The sequence below is a fragment of the Pseudomonas sp. B10(2017) genome (assembly GCF_002113295.1).
Taxonomy (GTDB): domain Bacteria; phylum Pseudomonadota; class Gammaproteobacteria; order Pseudomonadales; family Pseudomonadaceae; genus Aquipseudomonas; species Aquipseudomonas pudica.
The window spans coordinates 140,047-160,019 of sequence record NZ_NEJU01000013.1; the positions used below are offsets into that span (position 1 = coordinate 140,047).

A 19,973-nucleotide genomic window follows, 5' to 3' on the forward strand; every position below is an offset into this window, starting at 1 on the left:
GGGCTGCAAAGCGGCCCCGGCATTACTGAATCCACCCACCTTTTTCCTGCAACCGCCACCCCACCCACCCCAACGTCACCGCCCGCAACGCCATGAACCCGAGAAACGCCAACCACAACCCATGGTTGCCAAACCCACCCATGAGCACTCCCAAGGGCAGCGCAATCACCACCGACACCAGCATTGCATTACGCATCTCCCGCGCCCGTGTCGCGCCAATGAACAAGCCATCCAGCAAATAGCTCCACACCGCAATCAACGGCAGCAATGCCAGGTACGGCAGGTACGGATAGGCCGCTGCCCGCACACTCTCGATGTCGGTCTGCAAATCGATGAACAGGTGCCCGCCCAGCAGGAACAACCCGGCAAAACCCAGGCTGGTGGTCAGCGACCAGCCACCGGCCACCACCAGCGAGCGGCGCAGGGTGTCGCGGTCGCGAGCACCAATGGCATGGCCGCACAGGGCCTCCACCGCATGCGCCAACCCGTCGAGCGCATAGGCAGTCAACAGCAGGCCGTTGAGCAGCAGGGCATTGGCCGCCACGGTGGCCTCGCCCAGGCGTGCGCCTTGCACGGTTATCAGCAGGAACACCAGTTGCAACGCCAGGCTGCGCAGGAAGATGTCGCGGTTCATCGCCAGCAGCGGCCGCCAGGCCTGCCAGTGCTTGAGCGCCGCCCACACGATCTGCCCCGGGTAGGCGCGCAGGGCCGGGCGGGTCAGGGCCAGGCCGAGCAGGGCGGCGCTCCATTCTGCAATCACCGACGCCCGCGCCGAACCCAGTACGCCCCAACCCAGGCCAAGCACGAACCACAGGTTCAAGGCGATGTTGAGCAGGTTCGTGGTCAGCAGGATGGCCAGCGGTGCCCGGGCGTTCTGGGTGCCGAGGAACCAGCCGACCAGGGCGTAGCTGGCCAGTGCCGCGGGCAGGCCGAGCAGGCGGGTATGGAAGAAGTCTTCGGTGGCTTGCTGCAGGGCCGCGCTGGGTTGCATCGCATGCAGCGCCAGCTGGCTGAAGGGCAGGGCCAGCAGGCCGATCATCAGGGCGAAGCCGACCGCCAGCAGCAGCCCTTGTACCAGCACCTGGCGCAGCGCTGCACCGTCGCCACGGCCGGCAGCCTGTGCGGCGAAGCCGGTGGAGCCCATGCGCAGGAAGCCCATCAGGCCGACCATGAAGGTGAACAGCGTGGCGCCCACGGCTACGGCACCCAGCTGGTGGGCGTGGGGAAGGTGGCCGATGACCGTGCTGTCGACCAGAGCTACCAGCGGCACGGAGATGTTGGACAGGATCATCGGCGCGGCCAGGGCCCAGACCTTGTGGTGGGTTGGGCGGTGCTGCCAGTCGGTAGTCAGTTGCGACATTGGAATCCTTGATCTATCAGGGGCCGCTTTGCGGCCCAATCGCCGGCAAGCCAGCTCCCACACCGATCGCATCGAATTCAAGTCGAGTGCAGTACCTCTGGGAGCTGGCTTGCCGGCGATTGGGCGCAAAGCGGCCCCATTCAACGAATGGCCACAGTGTAACGGCCGGGCCAGCAATTCGCGCGACCACAGTCACACCTGACGCGTAACCCCGGGTACTGCACTCGCCATTGCGCTATAGTTGCTGCCCTCACGTACACGCTGCCTAAGAGTTCTACTCCATGTTCAACAAAGGATTGTTGCTGGCCTGCGCGCTGGCTCTGCTCAGTGCCTGTGACTCTTCGACGCCGGACAAGCCGGCGCCATCCGAAAAGCCGGCGGCCACAGCGCCCGCCGCCCCTGCCCCCCAGCGCGAAGACCCGGCTGTACTCGCCAAACGCTACGAGGGCCGCGAGCTGACGGTGCTGGATGTTTCCGAAGTGCAGCTCGATGGCGCTGCAACGCTGTCGATCAGTTTTTCCGCGCCGCTGGATGCCAAGCAGGAGTTCGCCAGCAAAGTGCACCTGGTCGACACCGTCAAAGGCAAGCTCGATGGCGCCTGGGAACTCTCCGACAACCAGATGGAGCTGCGCCTGCGCCACCTGGAGCCGCAGCGCAAACTGGTACTGACCGTCGACAAGGGCCTACTGGCCGTCAACGGCAAGCAGCTGGAAGAGGAATCGATCACCCGCCTGGAAACCCGCGACATGCAGCCGACCATCGGCTTCGCCAGCCGCGGTTCGCTGCTGCCCACGCGCCTGGCCGAGGGCCTGCCGGTGATCGCGCTCAACGTCGACAAGGTCGATGTCGAGTTCTTCCGCGTGAAGCCGGACATGCTCTCGACCTTCCTGGTCAACTGGGGGCGCAACAGCAGCCTGTACTACTACCAGTCCAAGGAAACCCTGGACATGGCCGATCTGGTTTACAGCGGCCGCTTCGACCTCAACCCCGCACGCAACACCCGCGAGACCGTGCTGCTGCCGATCGCTGGCATCAAGCCGCTGCAGGAGCCAGGCGTGTACCTGGCGGTGATGCGTGCCTCGGGCACCTACGACTACTCGCAACCCGCGACGCTGTTCACCCTCAGCGACATCGGCGTGTCTGCGCACCGTTACCGCGACCGCCTCGATGTGTTCGCCCAGGCCCTGGAAGGTGGCAAGGCGATGAACGGCGTAAACCTGGAAATCCATGACGACAAGGGCAAGCTGCTGGCCCAGGCCACCACCGATAGCGATGGCCACGCCCAGCTGCCGATCACGCCCAAGGCCGACACCCTGATCGCCACCCAGGGTGTGCACACCACCTTGCTGCGCCTGAGTAGCGCGGCACTGGATCTGGCCGAGTTCGACATCACCGGCCCGCAGGCCAACCCTCTGCAGTTCTTCATCTTCGGCCCGCGTGACCTGTATCGCCCTGGCGAAACGGTGTTGCTCAACGGCCTGCTGCGCGACCAGGACGGCAAGCCGGTCAAGGCTCAGCCGGTGAGCGTGGAAGTGCGCCGTCCGGATGAACAGGTCAGCCGCAAGTTCGTCTGGGAAGCCGACAGCAACGGCCTGTACCAGTACCAGCTGCAGCTGGCCAGCGAGGCCCCGACCGGCCGCTGGCAACTGCTGCTCGACCTGGGCGGCGGGCGCAAGCAGGTGTACGAATTCCTCGTCGAAGACTTCCTGCCCGAGCGCCTGGCGCTGGAACTCAAAGGCAGCAGCAAACCGTTGTCTCCGGATCAGGATGCACGTATCCAGGTCAATGGCCGCTACCTCTACGGCGCCCCGGCTGCCGGCAACCGCCTGAGCGGCCAGGCCTATGTTCGCCCGCTGCGCGAGGCGGTACCGGCGCTGCCTGGCTACCAGTTCGGCTCGGTCACCGAAACCGAGCTGAACCAGGACCTGGAGCTGGACGAAGTCACCCTCGACCAGGCCGGCAAGGCCGTGGTCGACATCGAAAGCCGCTGGGCCGAAGCCCGCTCGCCGCTGCAACTGACCGTGCAGGCCAGCTTGCAGGAGTCCGGTGGCCGGCCGATCACCCGGCGCCTGGAACAACCTATCTGGCCGGCCGAGCGCCTGCCAGGCCTGCGTGGCCTGTTCGACGGCGAGGAAACCGACAGTGACGGGCCGGTGGAGTTCGAGTTCCTGGTGGCCGACCGCAACGGCAAGAAGCTGGCGGCCAACGACCTCAAGGTGCGGCTGGTACGAGAGCGCCGCGACTACTACTGGAACTACTCGCAGAGTGATGGCTGGAGCTACGCCTACAACGAGAAATTCCTCACCCAGAGCGAAGAGACCGTCAGCGTCAAGGCCGGCTCCACCGCCAAGCTGAGCTTCCAGGTGGAATGGGGCCCGTACCGTGTCGAGGTGGAAGACCCGCAGACCGGGCTGGTGTCCAGCGCGCGCTTCTGGGCCGGCTACCGCGCCCAGGACAACGCCGAAGGCGGCGCGGTGCGGCCGGACCAGGTCAAGCTGGCGCTGGACAAACCGGCCTACGCCGACGGCGCTACCGCCAAGGTCACCGTAACCCCGCCCGCAGCCGGCAGTGGCTACCTGATGATCGAGTCCAGTGATGGCCCGCTGTGGTGGCAGGAGATCGACGTGCCCGCCGAGGGCAAGACGTTCGATGTGCAGCTGGACAAACAGTGGGCTCGCCATGACCTGTACATCAGCGCGCTGGTCATCCGCCCGGGTGAACGCAAGGCCAACGCTACGCCGAAACGCGCGGTAGGTGTGCTGCACCTGCCGCTGAACCGGGCCGATCGCAAGCTGGCGGTGAGCCTGCAGGCGCCGGAGAAAATGCGCCCGAAACAGCCGCTGACCGTTAAGGTCAAGGCTGCAAATGCCGATGGCAGCGTGCCCAGGCAGGTGCATGTGCTGTTGTCGGCGGTGGACGTGGGCATTCTCAACATCACCGACTTCAAGACCCCCGACCCCTTCGCCAGCCTGTTCGGGCGCAAGGCCTACGGGGCTGACCAGCTGGATATCTACGGCCAGTTGATCGAAGCGGGCCAGGGCCGCCTGGCCAGCCTGGCGTTCGGTGGTGACGCGGCGATGGCCAAGGGTGGCAAGCGCCCCAACACCACGGTGACCATCGTCGCCCAACAGAGCCTGCCGGTGACCCTGGACGACAAGGGCGAGGGCCAGGCCACGGTCGATATCCCCGACTTCAATGGCGAACTGCGGCTGATGGCCCAGGCCTGGACCGAGGAACACTTCGGCATGGCCGAAGGCAAGACCGTGGTCGCCGCGCCGCTGATTGCCGAGCTCTCCGCGCCGCGCTTCCTTGCCGGTGGCGACCGCACCAGCCTTGCGCTGGACCTGGCCAACCTGTCGGGCCGTGCCCAGCAACTGAACGTTGAAATCAGCACCGAAGGGCAGCTGAGCCTGGCGGCCAACGCCGTGCAGAACGTAGCCCTGGCTGAAGGCCAGCGCTCGACGCTGATGGTGCCGGTACAGGCCCAAGGTGGCCTGGGGCAGGGCAAGGTGCATGTGCGGGTTACAGGCCTGCAGCTGCCGAACGAGCCGACCGGTGCGTTCGAGCGCGAGTGGACGCTGGGCGTGCGCCCGGCCTACCCGGCGATGCTCAAGCACTACCGCGTGGCTTTGAAGGACCAGCCATGGACCCTGCCTGAAGCAGACCTGGCCGCCTTCGAACCCGCCGGGCTTGAAGCCAGCCTGGCCTTGTCGAGCCGGCCACCGCTGAACCTGGCCGAGCAGATCCGTGCCCTCGAAGCCTACCCCTACGGTTGCCTGGAGCAGACCACCAGCGGCCTGTACCCGTCGCTGTACGCCGATGCCGACAGCCTCAAGCGCCTGGGTATCAAGGGCGAGCCAGCCGATGTGCGCAAGCGCAAGATCGAGATGGGTATCGAGCACCTGCTGGGCATGCAGCGCTACAACGGCAGCTTCGGCCTGTGGAGCTCGGACAGCGAAGAAGAATACTGGCTGACCGCCTATGTCACCGACTTCCTGCTGCGCGCCCGTGACCAAGGCTATGGTGTGCCGGCCGAAGCGCTGAAGAAGGCCAGCGAGCGCCTGCTGCGTTACCTGCAGGAGCGCAACCTGATCGAAGTCGACTACAGCGAGAACGCCGAACACACCCGATTCGCCGTGCAGGCCTATGCGGCATTGGTGCTGTCGCGCAGCCAGCAGGCGCCGCTGGGTGCCCTGCGTGGCCTGTTCGAACGCCGCGCCGACGCCCGTTCTGGCCTGCCGCTGGTGCAACTGGCGGTGGCGCTGGACAAGATGGGCGACAAGCCGCGTGCCGAGCAGGCGCTGCAGGCAGGGCTGGGCATCAGCCGCGGTAAAGGCTGGATGGCCGACTATGGTAGCGCCCTGCGCGACCAGGCACTGATCCTGGCGCTGCTGCAGGAAAGCAACCTGGCCAGCCGCCAGGTCGACCAGCGCCTGTTCGCCCTGTCGGATGAGCTGGCGGCCAACCGCTGGCTGTCGACCCAGGAGCGCAATGCGCTGTTCCTGGCCGGCCGTGGCCTGCTGGGCAAACCGGAAGGCCAGTGGCAGGCGCGCCTGGACAGCGCGGGCGAAGTGCGCGAGTTCAACAATGCCGAGTCGGGCATGAAGCTCGAAGGCCCGTTGCTGGCTTCGCCATTTAGTGTGCAGAACCAAGGCAGCGAAACGCTGTACCAGCAACTGACCTTGTCGGGCTACCCACGCCAGGCGCCTGCGGCCGGTGGCAACGGCATGCAGATCCGCCGTGAGTACCTTGGCATGAATGGCCAGCCGTTGGACCTGCACAACCTGCGCAGCGGCGACCTGGTGCTGGTGCACCTGGCGCTCAAGGCTGAAGACCGGGTGCCGGATGCGCTGGTGGTGGACTTGTTGCCGGCAGGCCTGGAGCTGGAAAACCAGAACCTGGCGCAGAGTGCCGCCAGCCTGGACAACGCCAGCAGTGCGGTGAAGGAATGGCGCGAGTCGATGCAGAATGCCAGCGTGGTGCACCAGGAGTATCGCGATGACCGCTACGTCGCGGCGCTCAAGCTGGACAGCTACGGCACCACCCACCTGCTGTACCTGGCACGGGCAGTGACCCCGGGTACCTACCGAGTACCGCCGCCGCAGGTCGAATCGATGTACCGGCCAAACCTGCAGGCCGTGGGGGATGGGCAAGGGGAGATGACCGTCAAAGCCCGCTAGGCACCTGCCTTGCGCGCACTATGTGGGAGCGGCCTTGTGTCGCGAAAGGGCCGCAAAGCGGCCCCGGCATTTCAAGCGGCGGAGCTGAGATCCTGGGGCTGCTGCGCAGCCCTTTCGCGACACGAGGCCGCTCCCACAGGTCTGCGCCGGGCAGTTCAATGTCAGTGAATCACCCAGCTCATCACCCACAACCCCAGCAGCAGCCAGATGATCCCGAGGATGATCGAGGCGCGCATGAACGCGCGGATTGCCGAGTACAGCAGCACCAGCCCGATGATCAGGGCGAGGATGCTGAGCAGCGAGGCCTCCATGCCCAAGGTGCGCGCCAGGCCATCGATGAAATTGCCACCGGCACTGGCCAGCAGGTTGAACAGCCCGCTCAATGCATCGACGATGAAGCGGATCAACGACCCCAGCGCCTGGCCCAGCCACTCGAAAAAACCTTCTACATGCATAGTTGCTTCCTGATGAACGAATCGGCGATGTTGCCGTTCCCAAGCCTTTGGCCATTACCTGGCCAGGTCGGTTCCCGATGCCAAGCTTAACGCGGCCGCGTACCCGTGCGGGCAGGCTGTTGCGCGCCACGGTGATCGGCCTGCTGGTGCTGTTCGGCCTGTTGTGGCTGGCCGACCGCCTCTGGCCGCTGCCCCTGCCCGGCGACGACCTGGCCCGGGTGGTGCTGGCCGAGGACGGCACGCCGCTGTGGCGCTTTGCCGATGCCGACGGCGTGTGGCGCTACCCGGTCAGCCCCGACGAGGTTTCGCCGCTGTATCTGCAGGCGTTGCTGACCTACGAAGACCGCTGGTTCTACAGCCACCCCGGGGTCAACCCATTGGCCCTGGCCCGTGCTGCCTGGCTGAACCTGCGCGGCGGGCGAGTGGTGTCGGGCGGCAGCACGCTGTCGATGCAGGTGGCGCGCCTGCTCGACCCGCACGAGCGCACCCTGGCCGGCAAACTGCGCCAGCTGTGGCGTACGGCGCAGCTGGAATGGCATTTGTCCAAGCGCGAAATCCTGCAGATCTACCTGGACCGTGCGCCCTTCGGCGGCACCCTGCAGGGCGTGGCGGCCGCCAGTTGGGCATACCTGGGCAAGTCGCCCATGCACCTGACCCCGGCCGAAGCGGCGCTGCTTGCCGTGCTGCCCCAGGCGCCCAGCCGCCTGCGCCCGGACCGCCACCCCGAACGTGCCCAGCGCGCCCGGGACAAGGTGCTGCAACGCCTGGCCGAATATCAGGTGTGGCCGGCCCAGCAAATCCGTGAGGCAGGCGAAGAGCCGCTGGTACTGGCGCCACGTCAGGAGCCGGCCCTGGCGCCGCTGCTGGCCAGGCGCCTGAACAGCGCCAACAGCCCTCCGCTGATCCGCACCACGCTCGACGCCGCGCTGCAGCGGCGCCTAGAGGACCTGCTGCTGGGCTGGCGCGCACGGCTACCGGAGCGCACCTCCGCCGCCATCCTGGTGGTCGAGGCTCAGACCATGGCGGTGCGTGCCTACCTGGGCTCGATAGACCTGGCCGACGAGCGCCGCTTCGGGCATGTCGATATGGTGCGTTCGTTGCGTTCGCCGGGTTCCACGCTCAAGCCGTTCCTCTACGGCATGGCACTGGATGACGGCCTGATCCATTCCGAGTCGTTGCTGCAGGATGTGCCGCGACGCTATGGCGACTATCGCCCCGGCAACTTCTCGATGGGTTTCAGCGGGCCGGTGTCGGCCAGTTCGGCGCTGGCGCTTTCGCTCAACCTGCCGGCGGTACAGCTACTGGAGGCCTATGGTCCGAAACGCTTTGCCGCGCAGCTGCGCATGGCGGGCATGCCGCTGGTACTGCCACCCCTGGCCGAGCCCAACCTGTCGTTGATCCTGGGTGGCGCGGGAAGCCGCCTGGAGGACCTGGTGGCTGGCTACGCTGCGTTGGCGCGGGGTGGCAACAGTGCGCGGGTGCGCCTGCAACCGCAGGATCCCTTGCTGGAACGGCGCCTGCTGTCACCTGGGGCTGCGTGGATCATTCGGCGCATCCTCAGCGGCCAGGCACGCCCCGACCGCGACCCGCATGCCGAGCTGGTGCAACGCCCGCAACTGGCCTGGAAAACCGGCACCAGCTATGGCTTTCGCGATGCCTGGTCGATCGGCGTGGGCCCCCGCTACCTGATCGGCGTATGGATCGGCCGCCCCGATGGCACGCCGGTACCCGGGCAATTCGGGCTGGCTTCGGCAGCACCGCTGATGCTGCAGGTGCACGACCTGCTGAGCAACCGTGACAGCCAGCGTGGCATCAGCGTGCCGGTGGAGCGGGTGCCGGCCAATGTCGGCGTTGCGGCGATCTGTTGGCCGCTGGGCCAGCCGATGAACAGAAAGGACCCAAACTGCCGGCGTCAGCGTTTCGCCTGGACCCTGGACGGTACTACGCCGCCAACCCTGCAGGCCGCCGACCAGCCACTAGGCCTGGGCCTGCGCGAAAGCGTATGGGTCAACGACCAGGGGCTGCGAGTTGATGGCAGTTGCCCGGGCGCCAGGACACGCGACATCGCCTTATGGCCCGCCCCGCTGGAGCCTTGGCTGCCACGCGTGGAGCGGCGTGCGGCGCGCCTGCCGGCCATCGACCCGGCCTGCCCGCCGCAGGTGCCGGCCAGCGCGCCACCGCTTTCGATCGTGGGCGTTCGCGCGGGCGACAACCTGCGCCGCCCGGCCACCAGCAGCGAACCGTTGCAGTTGTATGTGTCGGCCCTGGGCGGTGGCGGGCGGCGCTGGTGGTTCCTCAACGGCCAGCCATTGGGCGAAACCCAAGGTCAGGACAGCCTGCTGGTGCGTTTCCAGCAGGTAGGCCAGGCTGAAATCAGCGCGCTGGATGAAAGCGGCGAGACGGCGCGCGTGGCGTTCCAGGTCAGCGAGTAGCTGTTCGACGAGGGCCGAGGCAGCACCTACGCTTGCAGGTAACGGGTGTGACCGGCTGGCGCCCCGCAACCCAAGGGAACATGGAGCGCCCTATGCGTCCTATGGCCGTGCCCCTGTTGTTGCTGCCTTGGGCGCTTGCGGCCCATGCCGAGCCTTTGCCGGGTTTTCTCGACAGCCATGAGTACGAACGTCGCCTGCCCGGCGCCCACCTGCCGATAGACGCCTACCGCCCGGTCAGCGCTCACGTGCAGCTGGCCGCGGCGGATGGCGACAGCCTCGCGTGGGCGCCCGCGAATACCCCGCTGGTGCTGCATAAAGTGCGCTTCGAAGGCGGCACTGTGTTCCCCTTGAGCGACCTGCGCGAACACTACCAACCGCTGATCGGGCACCAGACCACGTTGGGCGAGCTGCAGCAGTACACCGCGCGCCTGACCCAGCGCTATCGGCAGGAAGGCTACCTGTTGTCGTACGCTTACCTGCCGCCGCAGGAGTTGGCCGATGGCCGGGTCAACGTGGTGTTGGTCGAAGGTTATATCCGTGATTACCGCGTAGACGGCGATATCGGCCCGGCCGGCGCCTATCTGCACCAGCTGCTGGGGCGGCTTGCCACCGAGCGCCCGCTGACCCGAGAAACGCTGGAGCGCTACATGGGCCTGGCCGAGCGCCTGCCGGGGGTAACGATAGAGCCGCAACTGGCCGTGGCGCAAACCACTGCTGGTGCCGCTCGGTTGACCGTGCGTGCGCGGCGCAAGCCATTCGGCGCTGCTGTTGCCGTGGCTGATGGCAACCGCGACGATGCGCAGGCGCTGCTGACGGCAACCAGCCACGCCCAGACCCGCTTTGCCGAACAGATCGAGGCCAGCCTGGCGCTGCCGCCGGGGAATGACCAGGTGCATTACCAGCGCCTGGCCTACAGCCAGTACCTGGACGCGGGCGGCAGCCAGCTGCTGCTGTCAGCTTCGCGCTACCGAAGTGAGCCCGGCACGCGGATTCGTCTGGACGATGGCCGTGACATCACCCGCAAGATCGACAGCGATCGCTATGCGATCGGCCTGCGCCAGCCAGTGATCGTCAGGCCGGATGAATGGATGGTGGTTCAGGGGCAGGTGTATTCGGTCAGTGAGCACCTCGAGGACCGATTGGATGGGTTGCCATCGGCACGGAACTACGACACCTACGTGCGTGCTGTGTCATTCGAGGGCGACTGGCGCAAGGTGGAAGAGGGCCGTTTGCGTATCGTCAGCGCCGGGGTCTATCAGGGCCTGGATTACCTCGGGGCGCGCAGCGATGTCGACTACGATCTGGATTTTCTGCGGTTGCGGCTTTCCGGTTTGCAGAGCGACACGTTGCTCGGTAGCTGGCAGGGTGTGGTGTCCGGGGTGTTGTACTGGAGTGATGACCGCTTGCCCGACAGCGAGCGTGCGGGGTTTGGCGGGCAGAGTTTCGGCCGTGGCTACCCGCGCGACCAGGCAGACGGGGACAAGGGCTGGGGTGTGGCTTACGAGTTGAACTACAGCATGCACGCCAACTGGCTGGCGTTGGTGCAGCCATATGTGGTGTTGGATACGGCGCAGGCCTGGCATAACCGGGGGCCTGTGGAGGATGCCCACCTGGCTTCGGCGGCGCTTGGTGTACGGTTGGGCGATGGGCGCTTGTTCAATGTGGCGCTGGAGCTGGCCAAGCCTTTGGCGGATGTGGCATTGGACAGCCTGGGCCGCGGGCCTCGGCTGACTTTGACGCTTGGCGTTCAAATGTAAGGGGGCGCTGTGGGAGTGGGCGCGCTCGCGAAGAATCCAACGCGGTGCATGGCACCGGCTGCGCCGGTGTTCGCGGGCGCGCCCGCTCCCACAGGTGTCGCGATGGGCTGCAACGCAGCCGCCAAAATCTTGAAGCTACCTGTTTAGTGGGTAGTAAACCGCTGATGCACCGGCGACGAACTGGGTGTCAGTGCCAGTGCCAGCTGGGTGCGGTTGTGCATGTGGGTCAGGCGCAGCACCTGCGACACATACAGCTTCACGGTGTTCTCGGTAATGCCCAGTTCGCAGGCGATCTGGTAGTTGGTCTTGCCCTTGCTCACCAGGCGGGCCACCTCCAGCTGGCGTGGCGACAGCTTCTCGAACGCCGCTGGCAGCTCGCTTTCACTTTCTTCCACATCCGTGGCACGTCGATGAGTACCTTGGCCCCGGGCTTTTTCCAAATCCTGGTAGAGCTCGTCAATCGATTCGGCCAGATCCTGCAGTCGCTGATTCAATCCGCCGAGGTCGTGGACGTTGCGCTGGCGTTCCAGCAACGCCTCTTCCTGTCGACGTACGCCTTCGAGCAGTTCATCGAGCTCCACCGGCTTCTGGTAGTAGTCGGCAAAGCCTTCGCGTAGCGCGCGGATCACATCCTGTTTCTCGGCACGTCCGGTCAACATGATGGCTTCGAACATGCGATGGCTGCCGTTGACCTGCTTCAAGGTGCGCATCAGTTCGATGCCATCCCTTTCCGGCATGTGCAGATCACAGATGAGCAGACTGATGGCTGGGTCTGCCATATAACGCTCGATGGCTTCGTCAGCAGAATGGGCCGGTACGCAGACATAGCCCTTGGTTTCGAGGAATTCACAGAGTTGTTCGACAATGACCGGTTGGTCATCCACCACTAAAACCTTCAATGCACTCACTTGTCTGGACACGATCCACTCCCTGTTCGTATACGGCCCTGCTCCCGGGGCCAAACGCTCTGGCAGTTTAAAAATAGTCGCACCCAGTGAATATGTACAAGTTTTGTACAAGGCGACGGAGCACAGGCTGTCTCATTGGACCCATACCGCTGTCAGAAGAAAGCCGGCCAGCACATAGGGGACGAACGCCTGCTTGTCACCCATTTCCTCGGTCAGGGCCTGCAGTCGCTTTTTCACCTTTGGGTTGAGCAAAGTCCATAGGCGCCGGCGGGTGAGCAGCCAAAGCAGCACGCTGACACCGGCGCCTATGAAGGTGCCAAGTACGTATTGCGGGCTGGTGGCCAGGGCCAGTGCGCCCATCAGCTTGACGTCATCGGCACCGAAACGGCCAAGCATGTAGCCGGGCAGGGTCAGCAGCATGACGATGGCCAGTGCCCAGCCGGCATCGCTGGCATCGGCGCCGATCCAGCTGCGACCGGTGGCGAAAAGCCAGGCCAGGGCGCAGGCAGCCACGCCAAGGGTGAGCATGTTGGATATCTGGCGTTGACGCACATCCTGTTCGGAGCACAAGGCAAGCCACAGCAGGAGAACAATGCTTTGCATTGGCAGGTCGCCCTTCCCAAATGTTGAACACATCTACCCGGTCAGTCAGGTTTCCTTAAGTGAAGATAGACGGGAACCTGCGTGGGAGTGGGGCGGGCAAGGGAAAAAGGCGTGGCCGGGATGGATTTTGTCGTAGCTGGCACAGGTACTTGCCGTTGAAAATCTTGCGCGACCCCTGTGGGAGCGGGCGAGCCCGCGAACACGGGCGAAGCCCGTGCCATCCACCGCGGTGCCTGCTTCGCGGGCATGCCCGCTCCCACAGGTCCGGGGCGCCCATGGAGTTTGTGTTTGAGCGTTACTTCTTGCTCCCCGGCGGGTAGTTGGCCAGCACCTTGGTCACGGTGTTCTGGATCGCGCTGTTGCGTTCCTCGGGGCTTGGCGGGTAGTTGTTCATGATCTGCTCGGCACTGCCGCGCCACACAAGCTTGCTGTCACGCCCATCGAACAGGTCGATCTGGATGGTGGCGACCTTGTAATCGACGCTGCGGGTTTCGTTGTACATCGGGCCACCCCAGTAGCCGCCCCAATAGCCCCCCCAGCCACCGCCGTAGTTGGTGGTGATCTGTTGCTGGCGCTGCTCGACGATCAGGTAAGCGCGCACTGTCAGGTCGGGCCGTGCGCCACCTTGTACCGGGCGCAGGCCTCGCTGGTCGAGCTGGTCGGCGACCGCCTGGCGAATGCGCTGCTCGGTCAGGTCACTCTTGATTCGTGGGTCGTCCGGGCGGTACTGCAGGCCCGGTTCCTGCCAGGCCCAGCTGCGGTAGGCGGCAAAGTCACGGCTGGCATCGAAATCCTGCTGGACGTTATTGCTGGAGCAGGCGGCGAGCAATAACGCGAATGACAGTAGAACGAGACGGCGCAACATGATGGTTCTCCGTTGGATATCAACTGGGAGGATAGCCGTTGAGCGCCTTGTGCACAGAATCGCGCAGGGCGCTTTCGCGTTCACGCGGCGAGTCCTTGTCGCTGCCGCTTTCGGCGCTGGCACTCCATACCGGCTGGCCGCTGCGGGCGTCGTACAGGTCGATACGCACCACCATCACCTGCACCTCGTAGGTGCGCACGATGGGCACGCTGGCATAGCCACCATAACCATGGCGGTAGCCGCCATAACCGACTCCACCGTAGGGGTACGGGCCGTAGTAAGGGTCGTAGGCATCGTAGTCACGTACCTGACGCAAGCGCTTTTCCAGGCGTATGTCGGCGCTGACCAGCAAGTCGCCGGGGCCGCCGCCCCGGGCGGGACGCAGGCCATGCTGGTCCAGCGCGCCGCTGACGGCATCTGCCAGTTGCCCCGGGTCGGTATCGACCGAGCCACTGGGCAACTGGCCGTTGCGCCAACTCCAGCTACGGTAGTGCCCGTAATCACGGGCTGGTGTCGGGTAGGCACTGGCATCGAAGGTGCTGGCCGCCTGGGCAGGCGCCGGTGGTAACGGGCGGCTGCTGGCCACATAGGGGTTGCTGCCCTGGCAGCCAGCCAGGGCAAGCGGCAGCACGGCCAGGCACAACAGACGGTACGGCATGTATTCCTCCCGGTGGGCAGGTCAGCGGGGGCGGCAGACCCAGTGCAGGTAGCGGCCGAGCCCGGCGAAGCTGGGGTGTCGACGGTAGGCCAGTTCCATTTCCAGCAAGTCCAGCAGCTCGGCCTTGCCTTGGAATTCCTTGGGCATGTAGTCGTGGAACACCCGCACGCCACTTTCGCTTTCAACCTGCCACATAGGTTCAAGTTGCGCCCTGAGCTCGCGTGGATCAAGCGGTTTTTGCGGGGTCAGGCTCTGCTTTTCACCTTCCAGCCGGTTGCTGCGCAACTTTCGGAAATGGCCTTTGAGCAGGTTGCGGTAGACCAGGGCGTCGCGGTTGTAGAACGCCAGCGACAGCCACCCGGAGGGGGCTGTGAGCTGATGCAGCACCGGCAGGATGCTTTCGGGCTCGGCCAGCCATTCGAGTACTGCGTGGCATAACACCAGGTCATAGGGTTCGGTCAGCTGGCCGAGCAGGTCTTGCCAGGGGGCCTGGATGAAGGTGGCCGGTTGGCCGGCTTCGGCAAAGCGCGCCCGTGCGCCGTCTAGCATGGGCGCGGCGGGTTCGGCCAGGGTCAGCTGATGGCCGCGCTGGGCCAGCCACAAGGCCATGTGACCCAACCCGGCTCCGATGTCGAGGATGCGCAGCGGGCGGTCGGGCAATACTTCGGCCAGGTCGGCTTGCAGCACGGCCAGGCGGATGGCGCCTTTGGCGCCGCCGTAGATTTTTTCGGCAAAGCGGGTGGCCAGCTCATCGAAGTGACGGTCGTTCATCGGGCGAAGCGCCTCTCGCTGTCGGCCAGCTTGGCGCGCACCACCTGGTCCATGTCCAGGCCCAGTTCGCTGCACAGCAGCAACAGGTAGAGCACCACATCGCCGATTTCCTGGCCTGCGTGGGCTAGCTTGTCGGCGGGCAGCTGGCGTGATTGGTCTTCGCTCAGCCACTGGAAGATTTCCACCAGTTCGGCCATTTCGACGCTGGCGGCCATGGCCAGGTTCTTCGGGCTGTGGAAGCCACGCCAGTCGTTGTTGTCGCGGATCTGGTGCAGGCGTTGGGTGAGTTCTTGCAGGTTCATCGGGGATCTCCTAATGCTGCATAGCTTCTGCGCAGGCCCGATGCAAAGCAAGCGTATACCGCCAGGAGAGGCATGGTTCCTGTAGGAGCGGCCTTGTGTCGCGATGGGGCGCTAAGCGGCCCCAAATTATCAGCTGCGCCGCTGGCATCGCCGGGGCTGCTTTGCGGCCCATCGCGACACAAGGTCGCTCCTACAGAGGGGCCCAGCGCCCGACCATATGCAGCACCCCTCCATGCCCATCCAGCCGCAGCTCTCCCATGGTCCCCGCCTCACTGGCACCCAGCACCACCTCCGATGGCAATCGCACCGGTTTGCGGAAATCCACCTCGAAGGCATAGCCACTGTGCGGCAGGTGCCCGCGCAGTGCCGCCAGGGCCATGGCCTTGCTCCACATGCCATGGGCAATGGCCGTGGGGAAGCCGAACAGCCGCGCACTGGCTGCGCTGAGGTGGATCGGGTTGTAGTCCCCGCAGACCTTGGCATAACGCCGGCCAATATCGCTGTCGGCGTACCAGCGGGTCGCCTCCGGCAGCGCTTGCGGTTCGTCCTTGGCAGGCTCACCTGCCTCGCTTTCAAGCTTCAGCCCGCGCACCAGCATGCGGCTGGTCTCGCGCCAGAGCAGGCCGATGCCGTCTTCGGCTTCGGTGACCAGATCGAAGGTGCCGCCCTTGGCATGCGCTTGCAGATTGCCTGCATGCACCGCAAAGCGCAGCCCTTCGACACCGCCCAGAGGGCGAAGCACTTCGATGCGGTTGTGCAGGTGCACCAGGCCGAGCAGCGGGAAGGGGAAGTTGGGCGCGGTCATCAACTGCAACTGCAGCGCGAACGCCATGACATGTGGATAAGTACCCGGCAGGCGGCCATCGTCGGTGAAGTGGCACAGCCGTCGATAGGCGGCCAGGTTGCCCGGCTGGACGCGGATGAAACAGCGCAGGCCGTCATCCGGCAACTGGTCGCCGCTGATGGTGCGCTTGCTGGCCGCGCGCAGGTAAAGGCTGGCGCGCGAAGCAGGGCTGTGCAGATCGTGCCAGTGTCGGCTCATGTTCAGGCCCCCATCAAGGCCTGGCCGCATACCCGCAGCACCTGGCCGTTGACTGCACCGGAGCCCGGCTGGCTGAGCCAGGCGATGGCTTCGGCGACATCCTGCGGGCGGCCGCCCTGGCCAAGCGAACTCAAGCGTCGCCCTGCTTCGCGCAGGCCCATCGGCATGGCGGCGGTCATGTGGGTTTCGATGAAACCGGGGGCCACGGCATTGATGCTGCCGCCGCGCTCGGCGAGCCGGGGCGCCCATGCCTGTGCCAGGCCGATCAACCCAGCCTTGCTTGCGGCATAGTTGGCCTGCCCACGGTTGCCGGCGATGCCGCTGACCGAGGCCAGCAGGGTGATACGCGCGTTTTCACCCAGGGCGCCGTTGTCGTACAGCGCCTGGGTCAGCACCTGCGGTGCCTTGAGATTGACCGCCAGCACCGCGTCCCAGTATTCCGGGGTCATGTTGGCCAGGGTCTTGTCGCGGGTGATACCGGCGTTGTGCACCACGATGTCGATGCCGTCGGGCAGGGCCGCAAGCAGTTGCGTTGCCGCGTCGCCGGCGCAGATGTCCAGGGGCAGCGCCTTGCCACCCAGGCGCGCGGCCAGGGCGTCGAGGTCCTGGCTGGCTTGCGGCACATCCAGCAGCAGTACGTCGGCACCGTCCCGGGCCAGGGTTTCGGCAATGGCGGCGCCGATGCCGCGCGCGGCACCGGTCACCAGGGCGCGGCGCCCAGCCAGCGGCCGAGTCCAGTCCTCGACCTGGCTGGTGCAGGCATGCAGGCGCAGCACCTGGCCGGAGATGAAGGCGCTTTTGGGCGAGAGGAAGAAGCGCAGGGCGCCTTCCAACTGGTTTTCCGCGCCGGGGCCGACATACAGCAACTGCGCGGTCGCACCGTTGCGCAATTCCTTGGCCAGCGAGCGGCTGAAGCCTTCCAGGGCCCGTTGGGCAATGCTGGCCAACGGGTCGTCGAGGCCTTCTGGTGCGCGGCCCAGCAACACTACATGGGCGCACGGTGCCAGGCTGCGCAGCAGAGGCTGAAAAAATTCGCGCAACTGCTTCAACGCATCGCTGTCGGACAGGTTGCTGGCATCGAATACCACGGCCTTGATCTTCGGCCCCAGGCCTGCCACCCACGCCTCGGCCCGGAGGTTGTCGGTATTGAAGCTGTAAAGCGTGTCGGTCAGCCGCGGGGCAATGGGTTCGACCTGGCTAGCCAGTGGCCCGCCACCCAGTACCAGGGCACCTTCGACCGGGCGCAGGCGGCCGGCCTGCCAGCGCTCCAGCGGCGCAGGGCGTGGCAGGCCAAGGGCATCCACAAGACGGCGGCCGAGGTTGGAGTTGGCAAAGCCGAGGTAGCGATCGCTCATGAGTGGGTCTCCCGGAAGGCAAGCTTGAAAGTGTGGACCAACTTTGTGGCAAGGTCGTTCGAATGCGGTAAAAACACCTAGGCTGTACGGATCAAATTGTTTCAGGAGGAACAAGCGCATGCGTTCATTTCGCCGGGTCGCGATCCTGGGCGGCAACCGAATTCCCTTCGCCCGCTCCAATGGCGCCTACGCCACGGTCAGCAACCAGGCGATGCTAACCGTCGCCCTCGAAGGGCTGATCGAACGCTACCGCCTGCATGGGTTGTGCATTGGGGAAGTGGTTGCCGGTGCGGTGCTCAAGCACTCGCGTGACATGAACCTGACCCGTGAGTGCGTGCTGGGCTCGCGGCTGTCGCCGCAGACGCCGGCCTACGATATCCAGCAAGCCTGCGGCACCGGGCTGGAGGCGGCGTTGCTGGTGGCCAACAAGATTGCCTTGGGGCAGATCGACTGCGGCATTGCCGGCGGCGTGGACACAACCTCCGATGCGCCGATTGCAGTCAACGAAGGCCTGCGCCATATCCTGCTGCAGGCCAACCGTGGCAAAAACCTGGGCGAGCGGCTCAAGCCATTCCTCAAGCTGCGTCCTCACCACCTGAAACCTGAATTGCCGCGCAACGGCGAGCCGCGCACAGGGTTGTCGATGGGCGAACATTGCGAACGCATGGCCCAGGCCTGGCGCATTGGCCGTGCCGAACAGGACGAGCTGGCATTGCTCAGCCACCAGGCGCTGGCTGCCGCGTACGCCGAAGGGTGGGAGGATGACCTGCTGACGCCGTTTCTGTCTTTGACCCGTGACAACAACCTGCGCCCCGACCTGACCCTGGAACAATTGTCCAAGCTCAAGCCAGCCTTCGACCGCAGCGGGCAGGGCACGCTGACGGCCGGCAACTCCACACCGCTGACCGATGGTGCTTCGCTGGTGTTGCTGGGCAGCGAGGAATGGGCCGAGCAGCAGGGGCTGCCGGTGCTGGCCTATCTGGTCGATGGTGAAACCGCTGCGGTGGATTTCGTTACTGGTCGCGAAGGGCTGTTGATGGCGCCGGTGTATGCGGTGCCGCGGCTGCTGGCGCGCAATGGCCTGACGCTGCAGGACTTTGACTATTACGAGATTCACGAAGCCTTTGCTGCCCAGGTGCTGTGCACGCTCAAGGCTTGGGAAGATGCCGATTATTGCCGTGAGCGGTTGGGGCTGGATGCGCCGCTCGGGGCGATCGACCGCAGCAAGCTCAACGTCAAGGGCAGTTCGCTGGCGGCCGGGCACCCGTTTGCCGCGACCGGGGGGCGGATATTGGCCAACCTGGCCAAGTTGCTGGCGAGGGCGGGGAAGGGGCGGGGGTTGATTTCGATCTGTGCAGCGGGTGGGCAGGGGGTGACCGTCATCGTCGAGCGCTGAGCTGTTAGGCTTGTCTGGTCAGAACTACAAGAAACCGCCATGCCCATCATCGGACACCCCCGCCCCATTCCGGCGCTGGATCATCTGCCCAGACCGCTCTATGCACGAGCCGAAAGCCTTGGCGCCGGCTCCTGGACCACCCGCCACCAGCACGACTGGGTGCAGTTTTCCTACGCCATCAGCGGCGTCCTCGGGGTATATACCCACGAAGGCAGCTACTTCGCCCCGCCCCAGTGGGGCGTGTGGATCCCAGCCGATGCCGAACACGAAGTGGTCACCTCCATGCAGGCCGAAATGCGCAGCCTTTACGTGCGCCGGGATGCCTGCCCGTGGGCACCGGAGCAATGCCGGGTACTGGAAGTGACTCCGCTGGCGCGCGAACTGATCAAGCAGTTCTGCCTGTTCCCGGCAGACTACCCGGAGGGGGACAGTGCCGAGTCGCGGCTGGTGGCGGTGCTGCTCGACCAGTTGCGCATGCTGCCCGAAGTCGGTTTTTCGTTGCCACTACCACGGCACCCGGGGTTGCTGGCGCTGTGCAATGGTCTGATCGCTGCCCCGGATCAGTCGCAGACCTTGCAGCAGTGGGCGCGAGAGTTGGGGTGCTCGGAAAAGACGCTGATGCGGCTGTTCCAGCGGGAGACGGGCTTGAGTTTTCGCAACTGGCGGCAGCGTATGCGGCTGTTGTCGTCGCTGGCGTTGCTGGAGTCGGGGGAGAGTGTGACCGAGGCGGCGTTGGGGTGTGGGTATGACTCCACCTCGGCTTACATTGCGGCGTTCAAGCAATTGTTCGGCGCGACGCCAGGGGAATTGAAGCTTTAGGCAATCAGGCATTGTTTGCCTGCACCGGCCCTATCGCCGGCAAGCCAGCTCCCACAGGATCCCACTGCAC

General features: G+C 65.4%; 15 protein-coding genes. 5 read left to right on the top strand and 10 right to left on the bottom strand.

The features are described 5' to 3' along the window. Window positions 1-22: 22 nt before the first annotated feature. Entirely contained in the window at window positions 23-1,360 is a 1,338-nt protein-coding gene (locus CAF92_RS17035) for an MATE family efflux transporter (RefSeq protein ID WP_085601443.1), read from the bottom strand. A 281-nt stretch (window positions 1,361-1,641) separates the two neighbouring features. Between CAF92_RS17035 and CAF92_RS17040 the strand changes: the two genes are divergently transcribed. After that, window positions 1,642-6,540, top strand: coding sequence for an alpha-2-macroglobulin (locus CAF92_RS17040; protein ID WP_085601444.1), 4,899 nt, complete (start codon window positions 1,642-1,644; stop codon window positions 6,538-6,540). Window positions 6,541-6,701: 161 nt separating this feature from the next. Here the strand turns inward: CAF92_RS17040 and CAF92_RS17045 are convergent, their stop codons facing one another. Continuing rightward, complete coding sequence (locus CAF92_RS17045; protein WP_085601445.1) at window positions 6,702-6,995, bottom strand: hypothetical protein; 294 nt, start codon at window positions 6,993-6,995, stop codon at window positions 6,702-6,704. A gap of 77 nt (window positions 6,996-7,072) precedes the next feature. Between CAF92_RS17045 and pbpC the strand changes: the two genes are divergently transcribed. Together pbpC and CAF92_RS17055 are read left to right on the top strand one after the other, a co-directional pair. After that, the gene (gene pbpC, locus CAF92_RS17050) at window positions 7,073-9,427 is read left to right on the top strand and encodes a peptidoglycan glycosyltransferase PbpC (RefSeq protein ID WP_085601446.1); all 2,355 of its coding nucleotides are present in this window, start codon (window positions 7,073-7,075) and stop codon (window positions 9,425-9,427) included. Between the two features lie 92 nt (window positions 9,428-9,519). Further along, a complete protein-coding gene (locus CAF92_RS17055; protein WP_085601447.1) occupies window positions 9,520-11,184 on the top strand; it encodes a ShlB/FhaC/HecB family hemolysin secretion/activation protein in 1,665 nt (554 codons plus the stop codon). Window positions 11,185-11,327: 143 nt separating this feature from the next. Here CAF92_RS17055 and CAF92_RS17060 read toward each other — a convergent pair whose 3' ends face one another. From CAF92_RS17060 to CAF92_RS17100, 8 genes are all read right to left on the bottom strand, one after another. After that, entirely contained in the window at window positions 11,328-12,104 is a 777-nt protein-coding gene (locus CAF92_RS17060; protein WP_085601448.1) for a response regulator transcription factor, read from the bottom strand. Between the two features lie 120 nt (window positions 12,105-12,224). Next, entirely contained in the window at window positions 12,225-12,695 is a 471-nt protein-coding gene (locus CAF92_RS17065; RefSeq protein ID WP_046616844.1) for a prepilin peptidase, read from the bottom strand. A 295-nt stretch (window positions 12,696-12,990) separates the two neighbouring features. Beyond that, window positions 12,991-13,560: a DUF4136 domain-containing protein gene (locus tag CAF92_RS17075; protein WP_046616845.1), complete on the bottom strand. Its 570-nt coding sequence runs from the start codon at window positions 13,558-13,560 to the stop codon at window positions 12,991-12,993. A 19-nt stretch (window positions 13,561-13,579) separates the two neighbouring features. After that, entirely contained in the window at window positions 13,580-14,218 is a 639-nt protein-coding gene (locus CAF92_RS17080) for a DUF4136 domain-containing protein (protein WP_046616846.1), read from the bottom strand. 21 nt (window positions 14,219-14,239) lie between these two features. Next, window positions 14,240-14,989 carry a methyltransferase domain-containing protein gene (locus CAF92_RS17085; RefSeq protein WP_085601449.1) on the bottom strand — a complete coding sequence of 250 codons (750 nt, stop codon included), beginning with the start codon at window positions 14,987-14,989 and terminating at the stop codon, window positions 14,240-14,242. Beyond that, window positions 14,986-15,291, bottom strand: coding sequence for a MazG-like family protein (locus tag CAF92_RS17090; protein WP_013970728.1), 306 nt, complete (start codon window positions 15,289-15,291; stop codon window positions 14,986-14,988). Before CAF92_RS17090 ends, CAF92_RS17085 begins: the two co-directional genes overlap by 4 nt. Before the next feature lie 190 nt (window positions 15,292-15,481). Beyond that, window positions 15,482-16,333, bottom strand: coding sequence for a MaoC/PaaZ C-terminal domain-containing protein (locus tag CAF92_RS17095; protein ID WP_085601464.1), 852 nt, complete (start codon window positions 16,331-16,333; stop codon window positions 15,482-15,484). Window positions 16,334-16,335: 2 nt separating this feature from the next. Continuing rightward, window positions 16,336-17,688, bottom strand: a complete 1,353-nt coding sequence (locus tag CAF92_RS17100) for a 3-oxoacyl-ACP reductase (protein WP_085601450.1) — start codon at window positions 17,686-17,688, stop codon at window positions 16,336-16,338. 118 nt (window positions 17,689-17,806) lie between these two features. Between CAF92_RS17100 and CAF92_RS17105 the strand changes: the two genes are divergently transcribed. After that, window positions 17,807-19,084 carry an acetyl-CoA C-acetyltransferase gene (locus CAF92_RS17105; protein WP_085601451.1) on the top strand — a complete coding sequence of 426 codons (1,278 nt, stop codon included), beginning with the start codon at window positions 17,807-17,809 and terminating at the stop codon, window positions 19,082-19,084. 39 nt (window positions 19,085-19,123) lie between these two features. Then, complete coding sequence (locus CAF92_RS17110; RefSeq protein WP_046616850.1) at window positions 19,124-19,903, top strand: helix-turn-helix transcriptional regulator; 780 nt, start codon at window positions 19,124-19,126, stop codon at window positions 19,901-19,903. The last annotated feature ends 70 nt before the right edge of the window (window positions 19,904-19,973 follow it).

Excerpts from the sequence above, each read along its gene's own strand:
- CAF92_RS17105 (WP_085601451.1), top strand. The coding sequence starts at position 17,807 with ATGCGTTCATTTCGCCGGGTCGCGATCCTGGGCGGCAACCGAATTCCC.
- CAF92_RS17035 (WP_085601443.1), bottom strand. The coding sequence starts at position 1,360 with ATGTCGCAACTGACTACCGACTGGCAGCACCGCCCAACCCACCACAAG.
- CAF92_RS17085 (WP_085601449.1), bottom strand. The coding sequence starts at position 14,989 with ATGAACGACCGTCACTTCGATGAGCTGGCCACCCGCTTTGCCGAAAAA.
- CAF92_RS17095 (WP_085601464.1), bottom strand. The coding sequence starts at position 16,333 with ATGAGCCGACACTGGCACGATCTGCACAGCCCTGCTTCGCGCGCCAGC.
- CAF92_RS17075 (WP_046616845.1), bottom strand. The coding sequence starts at position 13,560 with ATGTTGCGCCGTCTCGTTCTACTGTCATTCGCGTTATTGCTCGCCGCC.
- CAF92_RS17080 (WP_046616846.1), bottom strand. The coding sequence starts at position 14,218 with ATGCCGTACCGTCTGTTGTGCCTGGCCGTGCTGCCGCTTGCCCTGGCT.
- CAF92_RS17110 (WP_046616850.1), top strand. The coding sequence starts at position 19,124 with ATGCCCATCATCGGACACCCCCGCCCCATTCCGGCGCTGGATCATCTG.
- CAF92_RS17055 (WP_085601447.1), top strand. The coding sequence starts at position 9,520 with ATGCGTCCTATGGCCGTGCCCCTGTTGTTGCTGCCTTGGGCGCTTGCG.
- CAF92_RS17065 (WP_046616844.1), bottom strand. The coding sequence starts at position 12,695 with ATGCAAAGCATTGTTCTCCTGCTGTGGCTTGCCTTGTGCTCCGAACAG.
- CAF92_RS17090 (WP_013970728.1), bottom strand. The coding sequence starts at position 15,291 with ATGAACCTGCAAGAACTCACCCAACGCCTGCACCAGATCCGCGACAAC.
- CAF92_RS17040 (WP_085601444.1), top strand. The coding sequence starts at position 1,642 with ATGTTCAACAAAGGATTGTTGCTGGCCTGCGCGCTGGCTCTGCTCAGT.
- CAF92_RS17100 (WP_085601450.1), bottom strand. The coding sequence starts at position 17,688 with ATGAGCGATCGCTACCTCGGCTTTGCCAACTCCAACCTCGGCCGCCGT.
- CAF92_RS17045 (WP_085601445.1), bottom strand. The coding sequence starts at position 6,995 with ATGCATGTAGAAGGTTTTTTCGAGTGGCTGGGCCAGGCGCTGGGGTCG.
- pbpC (WP_085601446.1), top strand. The coding sequence starts at position 7,073 with ATGCCAAGCTTAACGCGGCCGCGTACCCGTGCGGGCAGGCTGTTGCGC.